The sequence below is a fragment of the Bordetella genomosp. 13 genome, from assembly GCF_002119665.1.
Lineage (GTDB): Bacteria > Pseudomonadota > Gammaproteobacteria > Burkholderiales > Burkholderiaceae_B > Bordetella.
The window spans coordinates 1,006,155-1,028,223 of the sequence record NZ_CP021111.1 but is presented as its reverse complement, the minus strand read 5'-3'; the positions used below and the strand labels follow the sequence as shown (position 1 = coordinate 1,028,223).

At 65.9% G+C, this 22,069-nt stretch carries 21 protein-coding genes and 1 pseudogene; 13 read left to right on the top strand and 9 right to left on the bottom strand.

Features of this window, described 5'->3' with window-relative positions:
* Positions 1–32: 32 nt before the first annotated feature.
* Positions 33–950 (top strand): MBL fold metallo-hydrolase, encoded by a 918-nt coding sequence (locus CAL15_RS04775; protein WP_086077526.1) that lies wholly within the window; start codon positions 33–35, stop codon positions 948–950.
* 166 nt (positions 951–1,116) lie between these two features.
* On the opposite strand, the gene CAL15_RS04770 is transcribed toward CAL15_RS04775, so the two are convergent.
* Positions 1,117–2,100 carry a Bug family tripartite tricarboxylate transporter substrate binding protein gene (locus CAL15_RS04770; RefSeq protein WP_086077525.1) on the bottom strand — a complete coding sequence of 328 codons (984 nt, stop codon included), beginning with the start codon at positions 2,098–2,100 and terminating at the stop codon, positions 1,117–1,119.
* A 387-nt stretch (positions 2,101–2,487) separates the two neighbouring features.
* On the opposite strand from CAL15_RS04770, the pseudogene CAL15_RS24835 reads away from it, so the two are divergent.
* The 4 genes and pseudogenes from CAL15_RS24835 to groL all read left to right on the top strand — a co-directional run.
* A pseudogene (locus CAL15_RS24835) lies at positions 2,488–3,246 on the top strand (integrase core domain-containing protein); the annotation flags it as partial.
* Between the two features lie 261 nt (positions 3,247–3,507).
* Positions 3,508–4,176, top strand: a complete 669-nt coding sequence (locus tag CAL15_RS24340) for a hypothetical protein (protein ID WP_157666597.1) — start codon at positions 3,508–3,510, stop codon at positions 4,174–4,176.
* Between the two features lie 737 nt (positions 4,177–4,913).
* Positions 4,914–5,201, top strand: coding sequence for a co-chaperone GroES (groES, locus tag CAL15_RS04760; RefSeq protein ID WP_066127625.1), 288 nt, complete (start codon positions 4,914–4,916; stop codon positions 5,199–5,201).
* 34 nt (positions 5,202–5,235) lie between these two features.
* A complete protein-coding gene (gene groL / locus CAL15_RS04755; protein ID WP_086077524.1) occupies positions 5,236–6,876 on the top strand; it encodes a chaperonin GroEL in 1,641 nt (546 codons plus the stop codon).
* 184 nt (positions 6,877–7,060) lie between these two features.
* Here the strand turns inward: groL and CAL15_RS04750 are convergent, their stop codons facing one another.
* A complete protein-coding gene (locus tag CAL15_RS04750; protein WP_198299149.1) occupies positions 7,061–7,996 on the bottom strand; it encodes a LysR family transcriptional regulator in 936 nt (311 codons plus the stop codon).
* Between the two features lie 237 nt (positions 7,997–8,233).
* On the opposite strand from CAL15_RS04750, the gene CAL15_RS24335 reads away from it, so the two are divergent.
* The 3 genes from CAL15_RS24335 to CAL15_RS04735 all read left to right on the top strand — a co-directional run bounded on the left by CAL15_RS24335 (position 8,234) and on the right by CAL15_RS04735 (position 10,999).
* Positions 8,234–9,193, top strand: coding sequence for a Bug family tripartite tricarboxylate transporter substrate binding protein (locus CAL15_RS24335; protein WP_157666595.1), 960 nt, complete (start codon positions 8,234–8,236; stop codon positions 9,191–9,193).
* Between the two features lie 104 nt (positions 9,194–9,297).
* Positions 9,298–9,957: an isochorismatase family protein gene (locus CAL15_RS04740; RefSeq protein WP_086077522.1), complete on the top strand. Its 660-nt coding sequence runs from the start codon at positions 9,298–9,300 to the stop codon at positions 9,955–9,957.
* Positions 9,958–10,063: 106 nt separating this feature from the next.
* On the top strand, positions 10,064–10,999 hold the full coding sequence (locus CAL15_RS04735) for a YihY/virulence factor BrkB family protein (RefSeq protein ID WP_086077521.1): 936 nt from the start codon (positions 10,064–10,066) through the stop codon (positions 10,997–10,999).
* Positions 11,000–11,029: 30 nt separating this feature from the next.
* On the opposite strand, the gene CAL15_RS04730 is transcribed toward CAL15_RS04735, so the two are convergent.
* The gene (locus CAL15_RS04730) at positions 11,030–11,896 is read right to left on the bottom strand and encodes a fumarylacetoacetate hydrolase family protein (RefSeq protein ID WP_086077520.1); all 867 of its coding nucleotides are present in this window, start codon (positions 11,894–11,896) and stop codon (positions 11,030–11,032) included.
* Positions 11,897–12,149: 253 nt separating this feature from the next.
* Between CAL15_RS04730 and CAL15_RS04725 the strand changes: the two genes are divergently transcribed.
* The 3 genes from CAL15_RS04725 to pyrF all read left to right on the top strand — a co-directional run bounded on the left by CAL15_RS04725 (position 12,150) and on the right by pyrF (position 14,776).
* Positions 12,150–12,548: a diacylglycerol kinase gene (locus CAL15_RS04725; protein ID WP_086077519.1), complete on the top strand. Its 399-nt coding sequence runs from the start codon at positions 12,150–12,152 to the stop codon at positions 12,546–12,548.
* Positions 12,549–12,629: 81 nt separating this feature from the next.
* Positions 12,630–13,949: an NAD(P)/FAD-dependent oxidoreductase gene (locus tag CAL15_RS04720; protein WP_086077518.1), complete on the top strand. Its 1,320-nt coding sequence runs from the start codon at positions 12,630–12,632 to the stop codon at positions 13,947–13,949.
* A gap of 8 nt (positions 13,950–13,957) precedes the next feature.
* Positions 13,958–14,776: an orotidine-5'-phosphate decarboxylase gene (gene pyrF / locus CAL15_RS04715; protein ID WP_086077517.1), complete on the top strand. Its 819-nt coding sequence runs from the start codon at positions 13,958–13,960 to the stop codon at positions 14,774–14,776.
* A gap of 19 nt (positions 14,777–14,795) precedes the next feature.
* Here the strand turns inward: pyrF and CAL15_RS04710 are convergent, their stop codons facing one another.
* From CAL15_RS04710 to ribBA, 6 genes are all read right to left on the bottom strand, one after another.
* Complete coding sequence (locus CAL15_RS04710) at positions 14,796–15,356, bottom strand: CinA family protein (RefSeq protein WP_086077516.1); 561 nt, start codon at positions 15,354–15,356, stop codon at positions 14,796–14,798.
* A complete protein-coding gene (locus tag CAL15_RS04705) occupies positions 15,353–15,859 on the bottom strand; it encodes a phosphatidylglycerophosphatase A family protein (protein ID WP_086080929.1) in 507 nt (168 codons plus the stop codon). Before CAL15_RS04705 ends, CAL15_RS04710 begins: the two co-directional genes overlap by 4 nt.
* An 85-nt stretch (positions 15,860–15,944) precedes the next feature.
* Positions 15,945–16,919 (bottom strand): thiamine-phosphate kinase, encoded by a 975-nt coding sequence (thiL, locus tag CAL15_RS04700; protein WP_086077515.1) that lies wholly within the window; start codon positions 16,917–16,919, stop codon positions 15,945–15,947.
* 40 nt (positions 16,920–16,959) lie between these two features.
* On the bottom strand, positions 16,960–17,475 hold the full coding sequence (nusB, locus tag CAL15_RS04695) for a transcription antitermination factor NusB (RefSeq protein ID WP_086077514.1): 516 nt from the start codon (positions 17,473–17,475) through the stop codon (positions 16,960–16,962).
* On the bottom strand, positions 17,444–17,962 hold the full coding sequence (gene ribH, locus CAL15_RS04690) for a 6,7-dimethyl-8-ribityllumazine synthase (RefSeq protein WP_086077513.1): 519 nt from the start codon (positions 17,960–17,962) through the stop codon (positions 17,444–17,446). Before ribH ends, nusB begins: the two co-directional genes overlap by 32 nt.
* Positions 17,959–19,152 (bottom strand): bifunctional 3,4-dihydroxy-2-butanone-4-phosphate synthase/GTP cyclohydrolase II, encoded by a 1,194-nt coding sequence (ribBA, locus tag CAL15_RS04685; protein ID WP_086077512.1) that lies wholly within the window; start codon positions 19,150–19,152, stop codon positions 17,959–17,961. Before ribBA ends, ribH begins: the two co-directional genes overlap by 4 nt.
* Positions 19,153–19,276: 124 nt before the next feature.
* Here ribBA and CAL15_RS04680 point away from each other — a divergent pair, with 124 nt between their 5' ends.
* Together CAL15_RS04680 and CAL15_RS04675 are read left to right on the top strand one after the other, a co-directional pair.
* Positions 19,277–20,110: an IclR family transcriptional regulator gene (locus tag CAL15_RS04680; RefSeq protein ID WP_086077511.1), complete on the top strand. Its 834-nt coding sequence runs from the start codon at positions 19,277–19,279 to the stop codon at positions 20,108–20,110.
* Positions 20,111–20,299: 189 nt separating this feature from the next.
* Positions 20,300–22,039: a CYTH and CHAD domain-containing protein gene (locus CAL15_RS04675; protein ID WP_086077510.1), complete on the top strand. Its 1,740-nt coding sequence runs from the start codon at positions 20,300–20,302 to the stop codon at positions 22,037–22,039.
* Positions 22,040–22,069 lie beyond the last annotated feature (30 nt).

Below are 22,069 nucleotides of genomic sequence, written 5' to 3'. Positions count from 1 at the left end.
AGCCGCGCCTCATTCCTCTGGAAGAGATCATCATGCTTATCGCAACCCAAGCCCAACCTGCTCCCGTCCTGTCTTCGGACGACCTCGTCCCTTCGCGCTACGCGCTCATGGTCGGCGAGATCGAGGCCATCGTCGTCAGTGACGGCGTGTTGCCCCTGCCGACCTCGACCATGGCAACCAACGCAGAGCCCGCGGACCTGGCGCAATGGCTCGACCATATGTTCATGCCGCCGGATGCGTTCGACTGGCCGCTGAACGTCATGGTCGTTCGCAGCGGCGACCAGACGATCCTGATCGACGCCGGCCTGGGCGGCCAGTTCTCGGGATTCCCTCGCGCAGGGCAGTTTCCGAAACGTCTCGAGTCGGCCGGCATCGCGCTCGACTCGGTGACCGACGTGATCATCACGCACATGCACATGGACCATGTGGGCGGTCTGCTGGTCGAAGGTGTGAAGCAAGGCCTGCGTCCCGATGTGCGCATCCACGTGAGCGCCACCGAAGTCGCGTTCTGGACCTCGCCCGACTTCACCCACACCGTCATGCCCAAGCCGGTACCCACCGTGCTTCGGTCCACCGCGACGAGCTTCTACAACGAGTATCGCGAGCGGCTCTGCCTATTCGAAGACCGGCACGAGGTCGCGCCCGGCGTAACCGTGCGCCTCACGGGCGGCCATACGCCCGGCCACGCCGTGGTCGATGTCGTGTCGAACGGCGAGCGCCTGACTTTTGCGGGCGATGCGGTATTCCCGGTCGCCTTCGACCATCCCGAGTGGCACAACGGCTTCGAGCACGACCCCGAAGAATCGGCCCGCGTGCGGTTCGACCTGTTCAACGAGCTTGTACAGAACCGCGGCCTGCTCGTCGCCGCCCACCTGCCCTTCCCCTCCGTCGGCCGCGTGGCCGTCGAGGGCAACGCGTACCGCTGGGTGCCTGTGATCTGGGACTACTGAAGCGATATTCCGTCGATGGGCCGCCAGTGGCATCGCTGGCGGCTGAAGGAGAACTGATCCACACCTGGTTGGCTCGAGCAGACGTCAGCGGTTGCGGGCTAGCGTTCGAGCAGCAACTTGCGCAGCCGCGTGTTCTCGGCCGGTGGGCGTTTTATCGTTTTTGTATCTACTGTTCCTTCAGCCCCAACGACTTCATCAACGGGGCGAACAATTTCTTTTCGTCCTGCACGCGGGCGGCATAGTCGGCCGGACGCAGCGGTAGCGCCTCGGCGCCGGCGTCCAGAAAGCGCGCCTGGATCTCCGGCCGCGCGAGTACCTTGTTGATTTCGGCGTTCATGCGATCGACCACATTATCGCGGGTGCCCGCGGCGGCATACATGCCAAACAGGCTGTCCGCGAAAACGCCGTCGATGCCGGCCTCGGAAAAAGTTCGTATGTCGGGCGCCACGGCCGCCCGTTGCCGGCTCGCCACCGCCAGCACTTTCAGTTTGCCCGCTTGCACCATGGGAAAGACGGTGGCCGGTCCAAACGCGAAGTCGATCTGGCCCGCGGCCAGGTCCTGAATCGCTGGCGCCACGCCGCGATATGGCGCATGGGTGGCCTGCATGCCGGTCGCCTGCTTGAGCAATTCGCCAGCCAGATGCGGCGTCGTGCCGTTGCCGGCCGAACCATAGTTGAGAGGATCGGGGCGCTTGCGCGCATAGTCGACGAACGCTTCGAGCGTATCGACGCCAAGCGAGGACCGGACGAACAGGAACAACTGGCTGTTGGCCAACAAGGCGACTGGCCGCAGGTCCCGCTGCGGATCGAACGGCATGCTGGCGAACATCAGCGGGTTGACCGATTCCGTCGTCGATGGATTGAACAAGAAGGTATGGTTGTCGTCACCGTTGCGCACGACCTCGGCTCCCGCCACGTTGCCGCCCGCGCCACCCCGATTCTCCACGATAACGGTCTGCTTCAAGGCCTCGGCCAAATGCGGCTGCACTGTGCGCGCCAGCACGTCGACCAGCCCGCCAGGAGCCAGCCCCACGACCAGGCGCACAGGCTTGACGGGCCAGGCCTGAGCCGGCGTTTGCGCATGGCTGCCCGTCGCCCAGCCAGTCAGCGTCAGCATCACCATGGCCAGACAACGTCCACGCAGCAGCATGCGATTCTCCGTGTGGGGCGCCACCGCGCGATCCTGCGTACGGTGCGTCAGGTGCGCACCCCGGTGAACCGCCTTGATGCCTCATCGCGGCGGCAGCCCTGCATTTGCCACTCATTCTTCACAACATTTTAAGCATAAAGAATCCCGGATAACCCTAGTTATCCTGCGACGACGAGCGCGGCTTATCGAGACCACTTTCGTTCGAAAAAAGCGGCGCTTGAACATGCGCCTCCCGCGCCGAGTCGTGGAAATGGACTAGAGCATGGGCGGTGGGGCATCTGTTGTCGGGTGCCGTCAAGCTCATCTCTACATGCTGAAGCGTAAGCTACCCCATTGCGTAGACACCAGCCAGTAGAATTTCGAAGCCTCCAAGAGTCGGAGACTCCCTTGAAGAAAAGCAGGTTTACAGAAAGCCAGATCGTTGCGGTGTTGAAGGAAGGCGAGACGGGAGTTCCTGTGGCCGAGTTGTGCCGCAAGCACGGCATCAGCAACGCCACGTATTACCAGTGGAAGAGCAAGTACTCGGGCGTGCAGGTGTCCGAGTTGCAACGGCTGCGTGAGCTGGAAGCGGAGAATGCCAAGCTCAAGCGCATGTACGCCGATCTCGCCCTGGAGAATTCGGCGATCAAGGACGTTCTGAACCGAAAATCCTGACGCCGTCGGCCAGGCGCGAGGTGGTCGAGTTGCTGGTGCAAGCCCGCTTGTCGATCACGCGCGCCTGTCGCATTGCAGGCCTGTCGCGGGCGGCGTACTACAAGCGGCCAGCCTCGGCATCTGAGCGAGATGCCGATGTGATCGAAGCGCTCAATGCCATCGTCAGCCGGCATGGGCGTCTTGAGTCGCCTGGTCGACTGCTACGGCGCGCCGGATGCCATACGGCTGGACAACGGGCCGAAGCTAGTCTCTCAAGCATTCACCGAATGGGCCGCAGCCAAAGGCATCGCGGTTCGATACATCCAGCCGGGCAAGCCCAATCAAAACGCCTTTATCGAGCGTTTCAACCGAGCGTACCGCACGGAAGTGCTCGATGCACACCTGTTCGCTAACCTGGAGCAGGTCCAGGCCATCACCGACCAATGGCTGGTCGATTACAACGAATACCGCCCCCATGAAGCGCTGGGTGGCGTCCCGCCGGTATTGTACATGCCCCGGCTACTAATGCTCCGAATCTCTATCGGCCGTTGTCTACTTGACAGGGGTGGCTACGAGGGCACTAGAACGCGCTCTGATCTCCCGCTTCGCGCGCTTGGCGCGGTGTCTGCCTCTTCCTGCTGCGATTCGATAAGGGTTGGTGTTCACCTCGCAACTGCGCCGCGTTGGCACGAGGTTCAGTACCTCTTATAAGTAATTTAAACCTGGCCCATTCCCGCCGTAGATAATAAGTCCACTATTGAAATACGGTAGGAAATGACCACAATCTTTCGATTCGCCCTACAGACCCCTGAACGTCGCCTTTCAGAAATCTGGTCTTTTTTTCGTAGCAAACGCGAGGCCTGCATCTACGCAACGCGCACCTCGTTCAAAGGTTGGTTAAAAGTAAGCTTTCACGAGTCCGGGGCCTGCCATCTGAAGACGTACCCAGAAGAATCGGGAGCATCTGGCACAAAGAATTTCTGCTGGAGCTATCCGAAACTCACAGAGACGGTGTCAACGCACGCGATGCGAGTCATCTACGACATCGGTCGACAAGGTGCAGCGTTTCCATTCAGTGATAAAGTGAAGGTCGTCTATGATGAACTGAAAGGACCAGGAAGCATTCTTATGGATATGCACTTCCTGATCTCTGATCAGCCAATCTTTGTGAATAAGGCAGAAGGAATTATTGCTGCATATCGCCTTCACAGCAACAGATGGGTATGCTTTTCTGTCAAAAGCGGACCTTCAGAGGTTAACTTACCCGAATCTGTTTCAGGCATGACCATGCATCTCGGAAATCGAGAAAACGATGCCAAAGGTTCTACTATCGCGCTTAATAACGCAACAGCAGTTTGGTATGTTGCACCGAAGTTGAGTGGGACTTTTCTCGCTTTTGAGGGATCGTGGAAAAGATTTTCTTTGGATCCCAGCGGGTTGTAGCCTCGTTGCGAGCGCAAGTACGAGACAACCAAAATCTCCTAGTGCATGGAATTCGCAGAATGCTCAGTACCGTTTGAGAACGACATCTCGACAAGCCAGTCGTTTTCCCAGCTCCAAAAGAATGATGTAACAACGGTCGACGCTGGCACGAGACGCGAGACGATTGCATGCGTCCCCGACGCTTACGCAAGGGTCCAAGCCATCAAATGAGCGTCCCGAGGTTTGTAAGGCAGTCAATTGGCACGGATTGCGTCGCTTCGCGACTGCCATTATCGAGCTCTATTGGTTCTGTTCCGCCATCTCATCCGCTAAAACACTGCAAGGACAAGACGATGCCGCAGGTTTAATTTGACTGCACGGAAAACAGGGGTCACACCACACCGCGACAGAACCAAGTGGATTTGCCTACCTCGTGCTGCGGGCTTTTGTGCCTTCTGCCCTTGTCGAACCAAGCACATGCGGGCTGGCGATTGCACGGGCGCCCGTTCCGTGAATGTGCCGTCGTGCAGTCGGCGGACAACCTTCAGGAAGGCGTGTGGGAGCCGCAGAGGTCAGCTCGCTCATGAACGCCGTCCAGCCCAAGCCCCGCCCAGGAAAATGTAACAACCCCCTTGAACCCCGCGCAACCACCCCTATAATTAGCACTCGTCGCAGGCGAGTGCTAACAGTCCCTGACCCGTCAGCCCCCTGCACGCCCTAGATTCCAACTGGCCTTTCTCTACAAACAGGAGTTCCTCATGGCCCTGCGTCCCCTGCACGATCGCGTGATCGTCAAACGCCTGGACAACGAGCGCAAGACCGCCTCGGGCATCGTTATCCCTGACAGCGCGGCTGAGAAGCCCGATCAAGGTGAAGTCGTGGCCGTCGGCCCCGGCAAGAAGACCGAAGACGGCAAGGTGCTGCCGGTCGACCTGAAGGCTGGCGACAAGGTGCTGTTCGGCAAGTATGCCGGCCAAAGCGTGAAGGTCGACGGCGAAGAGCTGCTCGTCATCCGCGAGGACGAAATCCTCGCCGTGATCCAGTAATAGCCTTAACCCCGAATCTACAAGGAAGCTGACAATGGCTGCCAAGCAAGTCCTGTTCGCCGACGACGCCCGCGTGCGCATCGTCCGTGGCGTGAACGTCCTCGCCAATGCCGTCAAGACCACCCTGGGCCCCAAGGGCCGTAACGTCGTGCTGGAGCGCTCGTTCGGCGCCCCCACCGTTACCAAGGACGGCGTCTCCGTCGCCAAGGAAATCGAACTGAAGGACAAGTTCGAGAACATCGGCGCCCAGCTGGTCAAGGACGTCGCGTCCAAGACCTCCGACAACGCCGGTGACGGCACCACCACCGCCACCGTGCTGGCCCAGGCCATCGTTCAGGAAGGCCTGAAGTACGTCGCCGCTGGCTTCAACCCCATCGACCTGAAGCGCGGCATCGACAAGGCTGTCGCCGCCGCCGTCGCCGAACTGCAAAAGGCCTCCAAGCCGGTCACGACCAGCAAGGAAATCGCCCAGGTCGGCTCCATCTCGGCCAACAGCGACGAATCGATCGGCAAGATCATCGCCGACGCGATGGACAAGGTCGGCAAGGAAGGCGTCATCACCGTCGAAGACGGCAAGTCGCTGGACAACGAGCTGGACGTCGTCGAAGGCATGCAATTCGACCGCGGCTACCTGTCGCCCTACTTCATCAACAACCCCGAGAAGCAAGTCGCTGCCCTGGACGATCCGTTCGTCCTGATCTACGACAAGAAGATCAGCAACATCCGCGACCTGCTGCCCGTGCTGGAACAAGTCGCCAAGTCGAGCCGTCCTCTGCTGATCATCGCTGAAGACGTCGAAGGCGAAGCCCTGGCCACGCTGGTCGTGAACAACATCCGTGGCATCCTGAAGACCACCGCCGTCAAGGCGCCTGGCTTCGGCGACCGCCGCAAGGCCATGCTGGAAGACATCGCCATCCTGACCGGCGGCACCGTCATCTCGGAAGAGACCGGCCTGTCGCTCGAGAAGGCGACCCTGGCCGAGCTGGGCCAGGCCAAGCGCATCGAAGTGGCCAAGGAAAACACCACGATCATCGACGGCGCCGGCGACGGCAAGTCGATCGAAGCGCGCGTCAAGCAGATCCGCGTCCAGATCGAAGAAGCGACCTCGGACTACGACCGTGAAAAGCTGCAAGAGCGCGTGGCCAAGCTGGCCGGCGGTGTTGCCGTGATCCGCGTCGGTGCTGCCACCGAAGTCGAAATGAAGGAAAAGAAGGCCCGCGTCGAAGACGCCCTGCACGCCACGCGTGCCGCGGTGGAAGAAGGCGTGGTGGCTGGTGGCGGCGTGGCCCTGCTGCGCGCCAAACAAGCCATCGCCGAACTGAAGGGTGACACCCCCGACCAGAACGCCGGCATCAAGCTGATCCTGCGCGCTGTCGAAGAGCCCCTGCGCACCATCGTCACCAACGCCGGCGAAGAAGCCAGCGTGGTGGTGAACAACGTGCTGGGCGGCAAGGGCAACTACGGCTACAACGCCGCCACCGGCGAGTACCAAGACCTGGTCGAACAAGGCGTGCTGGATCCCACCAAGGTGACCCGCACCGCCCTGCAGAACGCCGCTTCCGTCGCCAGCCTGCTGCTGACCGCCGAAGCCGCCGTGGTCGAACTGGCCGAAGACAAGCCCGCTGCCCCGGCCATGCCCGGCGGCATGGGCGGCATGGGCGGCATGGACTTCTAAGAAGTCTTGCCCCGGCGCGCCGGCCTGGCCGGCGCGTGCAGTGCCACACAAAAACCCCGAGGTTCACGCCTCGGGGTTTGTTATTTGGGCGTGCGGCACGTGGGGCGCCCGCAAGGTTTGAAACACGGCCCCTTTGCCGATAGCAGAGAGCGCACTTGGCGATGCGACAGCACGCCCTGCCCGCTCAAGCAGACGGCAGTCTCGCAACCAGCGCCGGTTGCCGATCGGCGGCCATTGCGATGGCTTGCTCGGTCAACCAGGCGAACAGCGGATCGGCCCATGGCGCGGGGCCCTCTTTCGCGGCGCGCGTCACGACGTAGAGCGTGCTTTTCAAGGGCGCCCCGTCGATGCGCAGGCCCGCCAGCCGGCCCGCCCGGACCTCATGCGCGATGCTGCCATAAGGCAGCACGCTGACCGCGTTGCCGCGCAGCAGCAGGTCGCGGATGCCCGCGATTGACTGCAGTTCGTAGCGCACCGCCAGGTCCTGCGGCGTCTTTCCTACCGCGCGCGCCAGCACCCTGCGCCCGATATCCTGGGCGGACCCCAACGCCAGGTTGCACGACAGAACGTACTCCAGGTCCACCGTGGACCTGTCGGGAGCGATGTCCGGGCGGCATGCGAACAGCATCTCCTCTTCCATGACCGGCGTCAGCACCAGGCCCGGTCGCGCGGCGATATCGTAGGCCAGCGCCACATCCAGCTCGCCGTTCTCGACGGCCGCGGCCAGCCTGAAACTGGGCTCTTCCCACACACGCAACTGGGCGCCGGGCGCATGCTCGCCATAGGCCAACTGCAGATCCGTGCCGATCAGCAGCGTGAGGCTGGGCGTCAGCCCGATCGTCATCGTCTGCACGGCATGCCTGCCATGCTCGGCGACTTCGCGTTCCGCCAGCGCGATCAGCTCGAAGATCTCGCAACTGCGCGCATACAGGCGTTCGCCGGCGGCCGTCGGGGTGACTCCGCGCGAGTGGCGCTCGAGCAAGGCGACGTTCAACTCGGCCTCCAGCGCCCGTATGTGCTGGCCCAAGGCCGGTTGAGCGACGTGCAGATGTTCGGCCGCGCGCGTGACGCTGCGCTGCTCTACCGCGGCGGCGAAATAACGGAGTTGTCGAAGGTTCATAGGCGGAAACGGCTTGGATACCGCGAGGCCGCGCGGGTGCAAGCTGGACATGATACGCCCGGCTCATCGACCGGGGCCCATGGAGCCAGACCGGCTTGCTATGGCTGCCAAATGAAAACAGTCTTGGACGGCGCGTGGCGGCGCGTTTCAAATACCGATGCCCATAGAAAACATCGACAGGAGTGTGCAATGCACTGGATCCGCGCAATCAAGGGGTGGGCCGTAGCAGCATCAGTCATGGGAACGTTGAACGTCGCGCATGCGCAGACGGCTTCGAGCCCTGCGGCCCAGGCTTCCTACCCCGACCATCCCGTCCGCATCATCGATGCCTTCCCGGCCGGAGGCAGCACCGACTACCTCGCCCGGCAGATCGCGACGCGGACAGGAGAGGAATGGAAGACGCCCATCGTGGTGGAAAACCGCGGCGGCGCCGCGGGGCAGATCGGCACGGCCCTCGTGGCCCGCGCCCCGGCGGACGGCTACACGCTGCTCGTCATCCCCAACGAACTGTGGTCGGTCGCGCCAGTGCTGTATGGCAGCCGCCTGCCGTACGACACGCACAAGCAGCTGGTGCCGGTGGCGCCGGTGGCCCAGGTGCCGATCGTGGTCGCGGTGCATCCTTCGCTGCCCGTCTCCAACATCCGCGAGTTCATCGCCTACCTGAAGAAGCATCCGGACAAGGCCACGTTCGGTTCGGCCGGCATCGGCAGCATCCATCATCTGGCCGCGGAACTGTTCGCCGCGAAGGCCGGCGTGCAGCTCATGCACGTTCCCTACCAGGGCACGGCGCCCGCGGTGAACGACCTGCTGGGCGGACAGATATCCGTGGTGTTTTCTCCGATCAGCGCCGTGCTGTCGCACATCCAGGCCGGCAAGCTGAAGGCGCTGGCCGTGGCGGGCACGACGCGCGCCCAGGCCTTGAAGGACGTGCCGACTGTCAGGGAATCGGGAGTTGCCGACTACCAGACGACGTTCCGGGTGAGCCTGCTCGCGCCGCGCGGCATTCCGGAAGAGGTCGGTAAAAAATGGTTCGACCAGGTCCGCAAGGTCACCACCAGCGAAGAGGTCCGCAAGGCGCTGGCCGTGCAGGGCATCGAGCCGGACGTCATCGACTATGACGCGTGGATGCAGCGTTTCGATGAGGACGCCAGACAATGGAAGACCGTCATCGAGCAGGCGAACATCCGCGTGGAATGATCCGCACCTTGCCCGCGACGTGCATGGCACGGGGCGCACCCTGCCATGATCGTCGCGCGGGCAGCGCGTGCACCCGCATTTGTTGAATCGAGGAGAGGGACCTGATGAGTGGTTTGGCCGACAGCCTGGATGCAGGCGATGCGAATTTCTTCAACGAGCGGGGGTTCGGCGGACGCCTTGGATTCGGCGGCCGGCCCGCGCTGATCGCCATCGACCTGAGCAATGGCTTCACGGATCCCTCGCAGCCGCTGGGCTCGGAGCTGGGCCCGCAGATCGATGCCACGAACCGGCTGGCACGGATCGCGCGCGCCAAAGGCGTACCGGTGATCTACAGCATGGTGCGCTACGAGGATGCGAACATGGGCGACGCGGGACTGTGGCATCGCAAGATGCGCGGCCAATCCACGTTGCGCATCGACGGCGAGGGATACAGGCTGGACAGCCGGCTGGATCGCGCCGACAACGATGTACTGCTGTACAAGAAGTATGCGTCCTGCTTCTTCGGATCGGACCTGCTGTCGCGCCTGGTCAATCTGGGCGTCGACACCCTCATCATGACGGGCACGTCGACCAGCGGCTGCGTGCGGGCGACGGCAGTCGATGCCGTGCAGCTGGGGTTCAGGCCCATGGTCGTGGCCGAGGGGGTCGGGGATCGTTCCGCCGCATCGCACAAGCAGAGCCTGTTCGATATCGACACAAAGTATGGCGACGTCGTGAGCCTTGCCGAGACTGAACAGTATCTGACGTCCATTGCCGCGCGATAAGGTCCTGCGCGCTTTACATTTGGACGCGCATGCGTACCGCATCTGCGTAGTGCTGGCGCACCGGACTTCCTAAAATGACATGGGATATCCATGCATCAGGACGCCCATGCAATTACTGTCGCGTTTCCGCATTCCCCGCCTCCGCGAGATCGGCCAGCTGATGGCCGACTGCGCCAGCGAATGGTCCCGGCACCGGGCGTCCAGCAAGGGCGCGGCGCTTGCCTTGTACATGGTGTTCTCGCTGGCGCCCATGCTGATCCTGGTGATCGCGGTGGCCGGCGCCTTCTTCGGCGAAGAGGCCGTGCGCTCGGAACTGGTGGCGCAGATGCGCGGCCTGATCGGCGAGCGCGGCGCCGAAGTCATCCAGACCGTACTGGCGAGTGCGCACGAATCCGGCAGCGGCTGGATCGCCGCCTTGATCTCCATCGTCGTGCTGCTGTTCAGCGCCACCACGGCTTTCGCGGAACTGAAGGCCAGCCTGGACGACCTGTGGGAGGTCGAGGAAAAGAGCGGACTGCAGGCCATGGTGAAGACCCGCCTGGCGTCGTTCGGGCTGGTGCTGGTGCTGGCGCTATTCCTGCTGGTGTCGCTGGTGGTGAACGCGGCGCTGGCGGCCGCCGAGTCGTACTACGGCGGCCTGTGGGCCGCGTCCACCTTTGCCGTGCTGGCCGACTGGCTGGCCACCATCTTTTCGTTCTGCGTGGTGACGGCGCTGTTTGCCGTGGTGTACAAGCTGCTGCCCAGCCAGCATATTCCGTGGCCGGACGTGGTGCCGGGCGCCATCGTCACCGCGGCGCTGTTCCTGGCGGGCAAATGGGCCATCGGCCTGTATCTCAGCGAAGGCTCCGCCGTATCGGCGTATGGGGCGGCGGGATCGCTGATCGCGCTGCTGCTGTGGATTTATTACTCGGCGCAGATCTTCTTCTTCGGCGCGGTGTTCACGCGGCAGTTCGCGGTGCGCTTCGGCAGCCTGCGGCATACGGCCGCCGCAAGGCCGCGCCCCGACGCGCCGAGCGCCACGGGCACGCCGCCCCGCGCGTAAGCGCTGCCGCGTCGCCCGGCGGCATTCGATTCAATGATCGATCAGTTCGGGATCCCACGCGTACACGCGCTGGCGCTGTTCGCCCAGGCCCGCCACGCTCAGCTTCATTTCGTCGCCCGGCTTCAGGTACACCGGCGCGGGCTTGCGTCCCATGCCCACGCCAGGCGGCGTGCCGGTGCTGATCAGGTCGCCCGGGTACAGCGTCATGAAGCGGCTGACGTAGCTGACCAGCTGCGCCACGCCGAACACCATGGTGCGCGTGTTGCCGTTCTGCACGCGATGGCCGTTCACGTCCAGCCAAAGGTCGAGCGACTGCGGGTCGGGCACCTCGTCGGCGGTCACCAGCCATGGCCCCACGGGGCCGAACGTGTCGCAGCCCTTGCCTTTGTCCCACGTACCGCCTCGCTCGATCTGGTATTCGCGCTCGGACACGTCGTTGACCACGCAGTAGCCGGCCACATGCCGCAGCGCATCGGCCTCCGGCACATAGCGGGCCCGCGTGCCGATGACCACGCCCAGCTCGACTTCCCAGTCGGTCTTGACGGAGTCCTGCGGCAGCACCACCGCGTCGTTGCAGCCCACCACGCACGAGGTCGGCTTCATGAAGATGACCGGTTCGGCCGGCACGGGCAGGTTGGCCTCGGCGGCGTGGTCGGCGTAGTTCAGGCCGATGCACACGAACTTGCCCATGCCGGTCCAGGGCGGAGCGATGCGACCGGGTTGCGGCACCATCGGCAGCGTGGAGGCGTCCAGCTGGCGCAGGCGCTGCAGCGCGTCCGGCTCGAGCGTCTGGGCGGTGATGTCGGGCAGCACGGACGACAGGTCGCGCACGCGGCCCTGTTCGTCGATCAGCGCGGGCTTTTCCGCGCCCTTGGCGCCGTAGCGCAGCAATTTCATGATGGCGGTTCCTTCCAGTGACGGATCGCAGGAGGCATGACGTCCCGCAGCCGGGTTCCGGGCCGCATGCTTGACGCGGACCAGGAGCAAAATGGTCAAACCTTAGAATGGCCCCGCGTGTTTGTAAACGGCGCTCCGCCGTGGGGCCGGCACGACAGTCGGCCGCCCGACGACCGCAAGCAACCCTGCTGTCGCCATGGTTGCACACATATCTGTTAAAAATCGGAGCCCGGCCAGACTTCCATCGAGCTTTATGTCGCCCACTCCCCCGCTCCACTCGCCCTACAAGAGCACAGGCGGACTGCGCCGCATCATCAACGCGCTGCGCTATTCCCTGCAAGGACTCAAGGCAGCGATCAAGTACGAGGCCGCGTTCCGGCAGGAACTCGCGCTGGCCATCCTGCTGGTGCCGGCCGCGTTCTTCCTGGGCCGCACCACCGACGAAGTGTTCTTCCTTATCGCGTCGGTCATCCTGGTGCTGGTGGTCGAGCTGCTGAACTCGGCCGTCGAGGCGCTGGCCGATGCGCTGTCGGTCGAGACGCATCCGCTGCTGGGTCGCGCCAAAGACCTGGGCAGCGCGGCCGTGATGCTGATGCTGTTCTTCACGGTGGCCGTCTGGGTCGCCGTGGCCGTCAGCCGCTTTCTGATGTGAAGCGCCAGTCGTAGAACTACGCTGGCCGCAAGCGGCCGGCCACTGCCCTGATGACAGCTGGCGCCCTCTATACTGGACGCCATGACGCACACACCCACATCCGAACCCAGCCGGCAGGTGGTCATCGTCGGCGGCGGCGCGGGCGGCCTGGAACTGGCAGCCCAACTGGGCCGCATCCATGGCCGGGACCGCATCACGCTGGTCGACAGCCGCCCCTTCCACATCTGGAAGCCCTCTCTGCACGAGGCGGCGGCGGGCACATTGGATATCCACCAGGAAGGCCTTTCCTACCTCATGCTGGCGCACCTGCGCGGCTTTGCCTTCGCCCAGGGCGAACTGCTCGAGGTCGACCGCGAACGCCGCAGCATACGCATCGGCGCGGTCACCGACGCCGACGGCCAGGTGGTGCTGCCCGAGCGCGAACTGCCCTACGGCACGCTGGTGCTGGCCATCGGCAGCATCTCGCATTTCTTCGGCACGCCCGGCGCGGCCGAACACGCGGTCACGCTCGACACCACCGAGGGCGCCGAGCGCTTCCGCCTCACCATGCTGAAGGCGATGGCCCTGGTCGACCAGGCCAAGGTGCGCAATCCCGCGGCGCGGCTGGACCTGGTCATCGTGGGCGGCGGAGCCACCGGCGTCGAACTCGCGGTGGAACTCATCGAGGCGGGCCACGTGGTCAGCGCCTATGGCCTGCCCAACTTCCGTCCCGAACGCGACCTGGCCATCACGCTGGTCGAAGGCGCGCCGCGCATTCTCTCGGCGCTGCCCGAAAAGCTGTCGCGCGCGGCGCACGCGCGCCTGGTCGAACTGGGCGTGCGCGTGGAAACCGGCTGCCGCGTGTCCGAGGTTCTGGCCGACGCGGTGCGCACCGACGACGGCCGCGAGTTTCCCGCCAACCTGTGCATGTGGGCCGCGGGCATCAAGGGGCCGGCGGTGCTGGCATCGCTGGGCCTGCCGCTGAACCGGACCGGCCAGCTGCAGCTCAACGAGCGCCTGGAAAGCCCCGATCCGAACATTCTGGCGCTGGGCGACTGCTGCGCGGTTCCATGGGGCGATGGCCGTACCGTGCCCGCCCGGGCGCAGGCCGCCCACCAGCAGGCCGACTACCTGGCGGCCAAGATCACCGCAAGATTGCGCGGCAACCCGGAGCCCACCGAGCCCTACCGCTATCAAGACCACGGCTCGCTGGTGTCGCTGGGGCAGGACGCCGGCGTGGGCAGCCTGATGGGCAAGCTGGCCGGACGAGGCCTCTTCGTAAGCGGTACACTGGCGCGCCTGATGTACATGAGTCTGCACCTGATGCATCACCGCGCGGTGCTGGGCATCTCCCGCACCGCCACGCTGGCCCTGGCGCGCCTGCTGATGCGCCGCACCCGCCCACGGGTGAAACTGCACTGACTGCCTCCATGACTTTCCTGAATCGACTCGAAAACGCCTGGACCGCCAGCGGCTCGCTGCTGCAGGTCGGCCTCGACCCCGACCCTCAGCGCTTCCCGCGCGACCTGCAGGGCCAGCCCGATGCGATCTTCCAGTTCTGCCGGGCCATCGTCGACGCCACCGCCGAATACGCCTGCAGCTTCAAGCCGCAGATCGCGTACTTCGCCGCGCATCGCGCCGAAGACCAGCTCGAGGCCCTGTGCCGCCATATCCGCGAGCACCATCCCGACCGCCCCATCGTGCTGGACGCCAAGCGCGGCGACATTGGCTCCACCGCCGAGAACTACGCGCGCGAAGCCTTCGAGCGCTATCAGGCCGACGCGCTCACGGTCAGCCCATACATGGGCCTGGACTCCATCGAGCCCTACCTGGCATGGAGCGACCGCGGCGTCATCGTGCTGTGCCGCACCTCCAACCCTGGCGGCTCCGACCTGCAGTTCCTGCAGATGGCCGACGGCCAGCCGCTGTACCTGCACGTGGCCGGCCTGGTGGCCGACAAGTGGAACGCCGGCGGACAGTGCGGCCTGGTGGTGGGCGCCACCTTCCCGAATGAATTGGCGGCGGTGCGCGCGCGCATCGGCGATGCGGTGCCGCTGCTGGTGCCGGGCATCGGCGCGCAAGGCGGCGACGTCACGGCCACCGTGCAGGCGGGCGCCAACAAGTCGGGTACGGGGATGATGATCAACTCGTCGCGCGCCATCCTGTATGCCAGCGGCGGCGACGATTGGCGCGAGGCCGCGGGCAAGGCTGCGCGCGGCCTGCGCGACGAGATCAACGCGGTGCGCTGATCTTCCGCGCTGCTCGCGGCTACGACCGGTTCACGGGCGAGCCCACGGTCTCCAGCAGGCCGCGCAGCGCGAATTCGACGGCGGCCTGGCGCACCTGCGCGCGATCGCCTTGAAAGACATGGGTGGCGGCGCGGGTGGCGATGCCTTCGCCCGCCCGGATGGCGAAGCCGAAGCACACCATGCCCACCGGTTTGCCCGGCGTGGCGCCGCCAGGGCCGGCGATGCCCGTGGTAGACACCGCGACGTGCGCGGACCCCACCGCCAGCAGCACGCCATTGGCCATCTCTTGCGCCACCGGCTCGCTCACCGCGCCGAAGTGATCCAGCGTGGCCTCGGACACTTCAAGCTCGCTGACCTTGGCAGCATTCGAGTACGTGACATAGCCGCGTTCGAACCATTCGCTGGAACCCGCCACCGAGGTGATGGCGCCGGCCAACAGGCCGCCGGTGCAGGACTCCGCGGTACCCACCATCCAGCCTTTCTCTACCAGCGCTTCGCCTACCATCTCGGCCAGGCCGCGTATGGTGGCCTCCGTCAACAATGCGGGGGCCAGACCTGCGCCCATGTCTTGTGCGCTCATCCAAAGACTCCTATACGTACGACGACGGCCATGATCAGCAAGGAATATGCCGCGGCCAGCAAGTCGTCCCACATTGCGCCGAAACCGCCCTTGAGATGGGCGTCGAAATAGCGGATGGGAGGCGGCTTGACGGTATCGAAGAAGCGGAACAGCACGAAGGCCGTGGCCTGGGCCTCGAGCGTCTGCGGCGTCAGCCACAGCACCAGCCAGAACGCCACCATCTCGTCCCACACCATGCCGACGTGGTCATCGACGCCCATTTCTCGGCCGACGCGCCCGCATGCCCAGCAGCCATAGGCAAAGGCGGCCAGCAGGAACAGCCCCAACGCGAGGTCGGGCGCCATCGGCGCGGCCACTGCCCACATCACCCACGCCAGCAAGGTTCCCCAGGTGCCCGACCCCGGCCGGATCAGCCCGCTGCCGAACCCGAACACCAGCAGCCGGCCGGGATCGGCGCGCACCCAACGCCAGGAGGGATAGGCGACGCGAGCGCGGGCCCGCATGCTGCGGTCGTCGGATTCGGCGGAAGGCTGGGTCATGAGGCGCGGCGCCCTGGTACGAGTGGAGTGAGAACCGCCGCCGCGGGCGTCATGGCCGCGCGGACGCCGGGAAATGATCGAAGCCCGCCGGCAGCTCGGCCATGGGGCGGCCCGCGGCGTCCAGCACGGCCAGCCCCGAGTCGGCCTGCACGCTGCCGACGCGCGTGACGCGCACCCCGGCGCCGTGGGCGGCCTGCTGCACGCGCTCGCGGTCTGACGGCGCGGCGGTAAAGCACAGTTCGTAGACATCGCCGCCGCCCAGCACGGCGCGGCGTCGCACGCCTTCATCCAACCCTTCCAGAGAGGCGGCCACGGGAAGGTCGGCATAGCGCACCTGTGCGCCCACCTTGCTGGCGGCCAGGATGTGGCCCAGGTCTTGCAGCAGTCCGTCGGAAATGTCGATGGCCGCGTGCGCCAGGCCCGCCAGCGCAAGCCCCAGTCCGACGCGCGGCTGCGGCCATTCCAGCGCGCGGCGCGTGGCTGCAAGGCGGACCGGATCGGCGGCCAGCTGGCCATCGAGCAGACGATAGGCGACGTCGGCCGCGCCCAGCTCGCCCGAGACCCAGATGTCGTCGCCGGGCATTGCGGCATCGCGCCGCAGCGCCTGGCCGGCCTGGACGGCGCCGAACACCGTGACGCTGATGGTGAGACCCAGCGCGCTGCCCGTGGTGTCGCCGCCGATCAACGGGCATTGCCACGTGTCGGCCAAGGCATGCCACCCCTGCGAGAACGGCGCCAGCCAGGCATCGTCGGCGCGCGGCAGCGCCAGGCCCAGCACGCAGCCTAGCGGCCGCGCGCCCATGGCGGCCAGGTCGGAAAGGTTGACGGCCAGCGACTTGTGACCCAGCGCGGCGGGATCGACGTCGGGATAGAAATGCCGCCCTTCGACCAGCAGGTCGGTGCTGGTGGCCACGTGGCTGCCGGACGGCACGGGAAACAGCGCGCAGTCGTCGCCCACGCCCAGCTGCCCCGGACCCGCCGGCCGGCTGAAGTAGCGCGCGATGAGCTCGAACTCGGACGGCATAGGGTTGGGCGCGGGCAGCCTGTTGCGCGGGCCCGGTCGACTAGGACGAACGGCGCTGCTGCGCCGCCTGCACTTCGGCCGAACGCACGTCGGCAGCCAGCTTGTCGAGCACGCCGTTGACGAACTTGAAGCCGTCGGTGCCGCCGAACGACTTGGCCAGCTCGACCGCCTCGTTGATGGCGACCTTGTACGGCACCTCGACGTGATGCACCAGCTCGTAGCTGCCGATCAGCAGGATGCCATGCTCGACGGGCGACAGTTCGGCCAACGGCCGGTCGACGTAGGGCACGAAACGCTCGCGCAGCGTGGGCGCCTCGCGCAGCACGCCGTGCAGCAAGGTCTTGAACCACTGCGCGTCGGCCTCGGAGAAATCCTCGGCATCGCGCAGGTGCGCGTCGATCTCGCCGGCGTCCTGCGTGCCCTCGCCGCCACGCAGCAGCCACGCATAGACGCCCTGCAGCGCGAACTCGCGCGCACGGCGGCGCGCGCTGCGCGCGTTGGCGCGGGCCTGGACGGCGCCCTGATCAGCGGCCGTCGTCGTCTTCTTCGTCGTCAAAATCTTCGTCCTCGTCGTCATCTTCCTCGGGTTCGAGCGCCGCCACCAGGTTGGCCATTTCGACCGCCACCTGCGCGCAGTCGCGGCCCTTGCCTGCCGCGCGCGCCTGGGCCTGCTCGTCGGTGTCGACGGTGAGCACGCCGTTGGCGACCGGGATGCCGGTCTCGAGGGAGATGCGGGAAATCGCGGTGGCCATCTCATTGCTGACCACTTCGAAGTGATAGGTTTCGCCGCGGATGACCGCGCCCAGCGCGATCAGTGCGTCGAATTCGAAACTCTCGGCCATGTGCGACAGCGCCACACCGAGTTCGAGAGCACCGGGCACGGTGGCGACCATGACGTCGCGCTCGTCCACGCCCAGATTGCCCAGCTCTTCGAGGCAGGCCTGCAACTCGGCCTGGCCGATCTCTTCGTTGAAACGGGCGCGCACGATGCCGATGTGCAGCCCTTCGCCGTTCAGGTCGGGGGTGAGAATGTAGGGATTCATGGTTCTGCCTTTGAGAGGGTGGCGGGAGAATCTGGGGGAGCGCAATCGTAACCCGTAATCGTCAACGCAAAGCCGGCCATGCTGGGCATCTTGCGCGGCCGTGCCAGCAGCCGCATCTGGCCCACGCGCAGGTCGCGCAGGATCTGCGCGCCGATGCCGTAGGTACGCAGGCCGAAGCGATCGGCGCTTTGCGGCGCGGCGGCCGCCGACGCGTCGGACCAGCCGGCCACCTGGCCGAACAGGTAGTCGGTGGACGACTGGCAATTCATCAGCACCAGCACGCCAGCGGACGAGGCCTTGATGGCCTGCAGCGCCTGGCCGATGGACCAGCTGTGCGCGCAGGTGCCGGTGTCGAGCACGTCGAGCACCGAGGCGGGCTCGTGCACGCGCACCAGCGTTTCGCGGGCGGGGTCGATGGCGCCGTGCACCAGCGCCAGGTGCGGCGAGCCCGTGGCGTCGTCGCGATACGCGATGCAGCGGAATTCACCCCACGGCGTGCGCATGGCGCGTTCGCCGACGCGCTGGATGATGGATTCGTGCTCGCTGCGGTATTGGATGAGGTCGGCGATGGTGCCGATCTTCAGGCCATGCTGGCGGGCGAACTGCACCAGGTCGGGCAGGCGCGCCATGGTGCCGTCGGGCTTCAGGATCTCGCAGATGACCGCGGCGGGCGTCAGGCCGGCCATGGCGGTGAGATCGCAGCCCGCCTCGGTGTGGCCCGCGCGCACCAGCACGCCCCCAGGGACGGCGCGCACCGGGAAGATGTGGCCGGGCTGCACCAGGTCGGAAGGCTTGGCGTCGCGCGCCACGGCAACCTGGATGGTGCGCGCACGGTCGGCCGCGGAAATGCCGGTTTCCACGCCTTCGGCGGCTTCGATGGACTGCGTGAAGTTGGTGCCGTAGCGCGTGCCGTTGCGGCTGGCCATCAGCGGCAGGTCGAGCTGGCGGCAGCGCTCTTCGGTGAGCGTGAGGCAGACCAGGCCGCGGCCGTGCGTGACCATGAAGTTGATGGCCTCGGGCGTGACGAACTCGGCGGCCATGACCAGGTCGCCCTCGTTCTCGCGGTCTTCTTCGTCGACCAGGATGACGATGCGGCCGGCGCGCAGCTCGGCGATGATCTCGGGGACCGGGGCGATGTCGAAGGTTTCCGGCGCGGATGGCGACGCGACAGGGGATATCTGGGCGGACATGGGACAGGCAGCCGCGGCTGCGGGCGGGAAAGTCTGGATTTTACCGCCCTGGGCGCCGTGCCGGCGTAAACTGCGCCGTGGAGACCCGCCCCGGATGTTTCAAGCAAGAGGACGACCCGCCACCATGCCCCCGACCAAGACGGCCGGCCCCAGCACCACCCCCAGCAATGCTTCCAACGATGGCCGCCGCAGCATCCAGTCGGTCGAAGTCGGCTTCCCGCTGCTGAAGGCACTGGTCGATGCCGCGCGTCCCCTGACGCTGCGCGATCTTTCCGCCGCCGCCGGCATGACCTCGGCCAAGGCGCACCCCTACCTGGTCAGCTTCATCCGCGTGGGCGTGGTGCAGCAGGACGCCGCCACGGGCCATTACGAACTCGGTCCCTTTGCCCTGCAGATGGGCCTGGTCAGCCTGCAACGGCTCGATCCCGTGCGCGTGGCGCTGCCGGAGCTGACCCAGTTGCAGGCCGACATCGGCCACACGGTCGGCGTCGCCGTGCTGGGCTCGCACGGGCCCACGATGATCCACATCACCGAGGCCAGCTATCCCGTGCATGTGAACATGCGCAAGGGCACGGTGATGTCCATGCTGCACACCGCCACCGGCCTGGTGTTCGCCGCGTGGCTGCCGCCCAAGGTGGCCGAGCACTACATCGCGCGCGAGGAAGGCGACAACGCCGTCATCGCCACCCTGCCGGTACAGCGCAAGAGCAGTCCCGCGCATCTGGACACCGTGCTGGCGGACGTGCGGGTGCACGGCATGGCGCGCGCGCTGGGCAATCCGCTGCCGGGTGTGGACGCATTGTCGGTGCCGGTGTTCGACCACACCGGGGCCATCGTCCTGGCATTGACGGCATTGGGCCCGGCCGGGCTTTTCGACGCGGCCTGGGACGGCGCCATCGCCAAACCCTTGCTGGCCTGCGCGCAAGAGATTTCCCGAAAACTCGGCTACAGAGGCTGAACCTCGCCGATCCGCCCGCTAATTCGCGACATTCGCTCGAATCCGCGCAAATTGCGTTGCGCCCGGACGACAGGCCCGCACAATGCAAACGTTTTCTAGTGAGGAAACGTGACGAGACGATGACGCGTCATCAAAATCCGTCGTCAATTTGGCTAACATGCCCTGCTTTAAGACTCAGCTGCCCAGGTCATGTCAGAACAAGAATTGAAGTTGCACGTCCCGCCAGCAGCCGGCGCCTCCATACAGCGCGAACTCAACAAGCGCCACGCCACACGCCTGCCGCTGCACGCTTTGTATTTCGACACCCCGGATCGCGAACTGGCGCGCGCGCGCATCGCGCTGCGGCTGCGCCGCGAGGGTCGCGAATGGGTACAGACATTGAAGATGCCTGGCGCCGACGTCATCACCCGCGTCGAAATGAACCATCCGCGTCCGGGCCCGGTGCTCGACCTGTCGGTGTATGCGGGCACGCCCGTCGAAGCGGCGCTGGCCGGCCTGCGCGGGCAGTTGGGACTGCGCTATGAAACCGACGTGCAGCGCCTGCTGTGCAAGGTGCGCAGCCGCTACGGCACGGTCGAGGTCGCGTACGACACCGGCAAGCTGCGCGCCGGCGAGCTGGAACTGCCGATCTCCGAAGTCGAGTTCGAATTGATGTCGGGCCGTCCTTCGGCCATTTTCGCCGTGGCGCGCACCTGGCTGCAGCGGCACAACCTCATCCTGGACACGCGCAGCAAGTCGCAGCGCGGCGATGCGCTGGCCACGCTGGCGCAGCGCCTGGCCGAGACGCCCGACGACGGCACCGAGGCCGCCGCCAAGACGCGTCGCAAGCTGGTGGCCGAGTTCTGGGGCACGCGCGGCGCGGGATCGATCCGCCTGAACGAAGACATGACGGCCCCGCAGGCGCTGGGCGCCGTGTCGGCCGACTGCCTCGAGCAGATCATCCACAACGCCGCCATGCTGGCCGAGGTGGACACCGCGGGCATCTACGCCGCGGGCCACTCCGAGCACGTGCACCAGTTGCGCGTGGGCATGCGCCGGCTGCGCTCGGCCTGGCGCCTGTTCGACGGCTGGACAGGCCCCGTGCCGGACGAGCTGGTCGAAGGCATCCGCACGCACTTCGCCGCGTTCGGCGCCAACCGCGACCAGGACGTGCTGGACGAGACCGTCGGGCCCATGCTGGAACGCGCCGGCATGCCGGTGATTCCGCACAAGCCCGCCGCGCCCGACCAGAACTCGTACACCATTGCATCCGGCGCCGCGTTCCAGGGCTGGCTGCTTAGCATGCTGGAATGGAGCATCGACGTGCCGCCCGCGCCGCAAGCGGATGCCGGTGCGCCGTTGACGCTGGCCTCGCCAACCGGCGCGGTCGCCGCCGACGGCGCTTCCACCGCGGCGTCGGCCGCGACCGATGCGCCCGCGCAGACCAACGGCGCGGACCAGTCCGAAGGCAGCGGCCAAGGCGAGCCGGCCGATGCACTGTCCGGCCCGATCGTGCCCACCATCATTCCGCTGCGCCAGCCCGAGCCGCCGGATGCGCCGCCGCCGCTGCGCAAGCTGCTGTCCGACCGCCTGCATCGCTGGCACAAGAAGGTCGTGTCCGAGGGCAAGCGCTTCACCCATCTTGAGATCGAGGCGCGCCACGACCTGCGCAAGCGCGCCAAGCGCCTGCGCTATGGCCTGACGTTCGCCGAATCCCTGCTGCCTGCCGCCAAGCTGCAGAGCTATCGCAAGCTGCTGTCGCAGGTGCAGGACCTGCTGGGCGAGTTCAACGACCTGGCGGTCGCGCGCGATCACTACGAAGCCTGCAAGACCGACTACCCGCAGGCCTGGTTCGCGCTGGGCTGGATCGGCGCGCGCCTGGACGCGCTGGCCGTGCAGTCGCAGCAAGCCTTCGACCAGTTGGCCGAGGCCAAGGCATTCTGGAAATAAGCCGGGGGCGCACGCCCGCCGAATGCAAAC

What these genes read in the sequence shown, in the direction of transcription:
- CAL15_RS04775 (WP_086077526.1), top strand. Translation starts at nt 33, where the DNA reads ATGCTTATCGCAACCCAAGCCCAACCTGCTCCCGTCCTGTCTTCGGAC.
- CAL15_RS04770 (WP_086077525.1), bottom strand. Translation starts at nt 2,100, where the DNA reads ATGCTGCTGCGTGGACGTTGTCTGGCCATGGTGATGCTGACGCTGACT.
- CAL15_RS24340 (WP_157666597.1), top strand. Translation starts at nt 3,508, where the DNA reads ATGACCACAATCTTTCGATTCGCCCTACAGACCCCTGAACGTCGCCTT.
- groES (WP_066127625.1), top strand. Translation starts at nt 4,914, where the DNA reads ATGGCCCTGCGTCCCCTGCACGATCGCGTGATCGTCAAACGCCTGGAC.
- groL (WP_086077524.1), top strand. Translation starts at nt 5,236, where the DNA reads ATGGCTGCCAAGCAAGTCCTGTTCGCCGACGACGCCCGCGTGCGCATC.
- CAL15_RS04750 (WP_198299149.1), bottom strand. Translation starts at nt 7,996, where the DNA reads ATGAACCTTCGACAACTCCGTTATTTCGCCGCCGCGGTAGAGCAGCGC.
- CAL15_RS24335 (WP_157666595.1), top strand. Translation starts at nt 8,234, where the DNA reads ATGGGAACGTTGAACGTCGCGCATGCGCAGACGGCTTCGAGCCCTGCG.
- CAL15_RS04740 (WP_086077522.1), top strand. Translation starts at nt 9,298, where the DNA reads ATGAGTGGTTTGGCCGACAGCCTGGATGCAGGCGATGCGAATTTCTTC.
- CAL15_RS04735 (WP_086077521.1), top strand. Translation starts at nt 10,064, where the DNA reads ATGCAATTACTGTCGCGTTTCCGCATTCCCCGCCTCCGCGAGATCGGC.
- CAL15_RS04730 (WP_086077520.1), bottom strand. Translation starts at nt 11,896, where the DNA reads ATGAAATTGCTGCGCTACGGCGCCAAGGGCGCGGAAAAGCCCGCGCTG.
- CAL15_RS04725 (WP_086077519.1), top strand. Translation starts at nt 12,150, where the DNA reads ATGTCGCCCACTCCCCCGCTCCACTCGCCCTACAAGAGCACAGGCGGA.
- CAL15_RS04720 (WP_086077518.1), top strand. Translation starts at nt 12,630, where the DNA reads ATGACGCACACACCCACATCCGAACCCAGCCGGCAGGTGGTCATCGTC.
- pyrF (WP_086077517.1), top strand. Translation starts at nt 13,958, where the DNA reads ATGACTTTCCTGAATCGACTCGAAAACGCCTGGACCGCCAGCGGCTCG.
- CAL15_RS04710 (WP_086077516.1), bottom strand. Translation starts at nt 15,356, where the DNA reads ATGAGCGCACAAGACATGGGCGCAGGTCTGGCCCCCGCATTGTTGACG.
- CAL15_RS04705 (WP_086080929.1), bottom strand. Translation starts at nt 15,859, where the DNA reads ATGCGGGCCCGCGCTCGCGTCGCCTATCCCTCCTGGCGTTGGGTGCGC.
- thiL (WP_086077515.1), bottom strand. Translation starts at nt 16,919, where the DNA reads ATGCCGTCCGAGTTCGAGCTCATCGCGCGCTACTTCAGCCGGCCGGCG.
- ribH (WP_086077513.1), bottom strand. Translation starts at nt 17,962, where the DNA reads ATGAATCCCTACATTCTCACCCCCGACCTGAACGGCGAAGGGCTGCAC.
- ribBA (WP_086077512.1), bottom strand. Translation starts at nt 19,152, where the DNA reads ATGTCCGCCCAGATATCCCCTGTCGCGTCGCCATCCGCGCCGGAAACC.
- CAL15_RS04680 (WP_086077511.1), top strand. Translation starts at nt 19,277, where the DNA reads ATGCCCCCGACCAAGACGGCCGGCCCCAGCACCACCCCCAGCAATGCT.
- CAL15_RS04675 (WP_086077510.1), top strand. Translation starts at nt 20,300, where the DNA reads ATGTCAGAACAAGAATTGAAGTTGCACGTCCCGCCAGCAGCCGGCGCC.